The organism is Paenisporosarcina quisquiliarum (genome assembly GCF_043641925.1).
GTDB lineage: Bacteria > Bacillota > Bacilli > Bacillales_A > Planococcaceae > Paenisporosarcina > Paenisporosarcina quisquiliarum_A.
In genome coordinates this window covers 1-2,180 of sequence record NZ_JBHZRU010000036.1, presented here as the reverse complement: position 1 = coordinate 2,180, position 2,180 = coordinate 1, and the positions used below count along the sequence as shown (strand labels likewise).

General features: G+C 35.6%; 2 protein-coding genes. Both read right to left on the bottom strand.

Features of this window, described 5'->3' with window-relative positions; translation table 11 throughout:
* Positions 1-53 precede the first annotated feature (53 nt).
* Positions 54-806, bottom strand: coding sequence for an IS21-like element helper ATPase IstB (gene istB / locus ACHUE4_RS16565; RefSeq protein ID WP_394192064.1), 753 nt, complete (start codon positions 804-806; stop codon positions 54-56).
* Positions 806-2,089 carry an IS21 family transposase gene (gene istA / locus ACHUE4_RS16560; protein ID WP_394192062.1) on the bottom strand — a complete coding sequence of 428 codons (1,284 nt, stop codon included), beginning with the start codon at positions 2,087-2,089 and terminating at the stop codon, positions 806-808. The genes istB and istA overlap by 1 nt, the downstream gene beginning before the upstream one ends.
* Between the last annotated feature and the right edge of the window lie 91 nt (positions 2,090-2,180).

Genomic DNA, 2,180 nt, shown 5'->3' with positions numbered 1-2,180 from the left:
TGTAAATGTCAATCTAAACATGTACACTTTCGCTTGTTTAAAGATGCACAAAATTACTCGTTTTCTTTATCCAAATGGTTCTTGATGCGATACGACTGTCCAACGATGCTAACGACTGTTGCGTGATGTAATACACGGTCTAATATGGCATTGGCCAACTTTGTATCCTGGAAGACTTCGTCCCAAGCTTTAAAATTCACATTCGTTGTCAGGATGGTACTACGCTTTTCATAACGCATATCGATTAACTGGAAAAACAATTTCGCATCTTCAGTCTCAATCGGCAAATAGCCAATTTCATCGATGATAAGCAATCGATATTTTGTGTAATGCTTTAAGCGAGCTTCTAAGCGGTTTTCCATACGTGCACGCTTTAGATTCTGGATTAAATCATGACACTTAATGAAATAGGTGCTTGTCCGTTTCTTGGCTGCTGCTATCCCTATGGAAGTTGCCAAATGTGATTTCCCAACCCCACTTGGCCCCAAAAATATAATGTTCTCATTCTTTTCTAAAAATCGTAGAGAAACAAAGTCTAGTATTTGCTGCTTATTAATCGAAGGTTGAAAGTCAAAATCAAATTCTCCGATCTCTTTCCGGTGAGGGAAGGCCCCCACCTTAACCATAGAATGAATCATGTTTTTCTCACGTACATCAATCTCGTAATTCGTTAATTTGACTAATGTTTCGACGAACGAAAGTTGATTATTGATGCTGAAGTCTACGACTTCATTTACATGTTGGGTCATTTGCTTAAGCTTTAAATACTCTAGATTCTGTACTAATTGCTGAAAACTATTGTTCATCATTTATACACCTCGCCTATGGCAGCTAAATTTTGTTTGGCCAAATCATCGATATCTGGATAATAAGGAACGGCTTTGGATAGCTCTTCTTTATAGTGTTCCTTCTTATAATTGATTTTCGATTGACTTAGAGAATGCTGCACAAGTAACTCCGTGTTATAATAGACAAATAATAGATCATCATAAACCTGTAAATCTACAGTTTTCCCTTGATATTTGGCTGGTACTGAATATTGATTGGACTTGTAGGAAATCATGTTGGACGGATTGACCTTTACATGTGTGTGATTGATTCTGTAAGAATCTCTTATTTGTTGCCGTGGTAGGGGCAGTAAGAGGTTCTTTTCTTTTTTTACAGCGAACATCGGAATTTTATTGGTCCCTTGATGAATACTCTGATTGATTCTTGTACAAAGCTTTTGTACAAATTCATGTAGCTCTTCATAGCTGAATTTCTCTTGATAGGCATGGATCTCATCTAAATACTTCATTGGAGATTCTACTTTTCCTTTGGTATTGGGTCTTCCTGCAATACAGGGCTGAACTTTAAATCCAAAATCCTGCGCAAATTGAGCGAACTTTTTATTCACTGTTCCTTTGAAATGTTTTGTTCGCGCATCATCCATCACTGTCTTCATATTGTCTGTAACAATCATTTTTGGTACGCCTCCAAATGCCTCAAAAGCTTCAGTCATAAAGGAAAGTAGAACACTTTGTGATTTAGAAACACTTAAGTGAAAGGCTCTAAAACGCGAATAGGAAAGCAGTAATACAGCCACATTTACATATATGATTTCTCCATCTTTTGTTTCATATTCAATACTTTCTTTCCAATCCAATTGAGCTTGTTCTCCCGGTGCCGTTTCAAAACGAATACTTGATTGAACAGGGTTTGTCTTTTTCCCCTCTTTAAAATAGGCATTAAATTCTGGCTTTCTATTAATATAAGCGCGAAATGCAGATTGCGAACATTCTAGCCCATGATTATCTGTTAGGTATTGCCACAATACTCGCTTGTAATAAAAGATTTGTTTGGATTCAGTTGATAAAAGCAGACTAATGATTTCATAATACTCATCAATTTTAGACGTTTTGTTTTTGGTGCTTTTTGGAGTAAATCCATTTATATATTTATCGATAGTTCGACGATCTACCCCTAATTCTCTCGCTAATTGACTTCTATTTATTTTCATTTTCAAATTCTCCATTAGTAATTTTATTTTGGCTAAGTCTGTAAGACTCTTAACCTCAAAATCTGTTTGAATATCTAGTTGAATATACATACTAATCACCTCGTGAATAGTATGAAGAATGGAGTCAAAGTTGTACATATTTATTCAAGCGTTTTAGTACATTGTTAGGTTATCATTTATA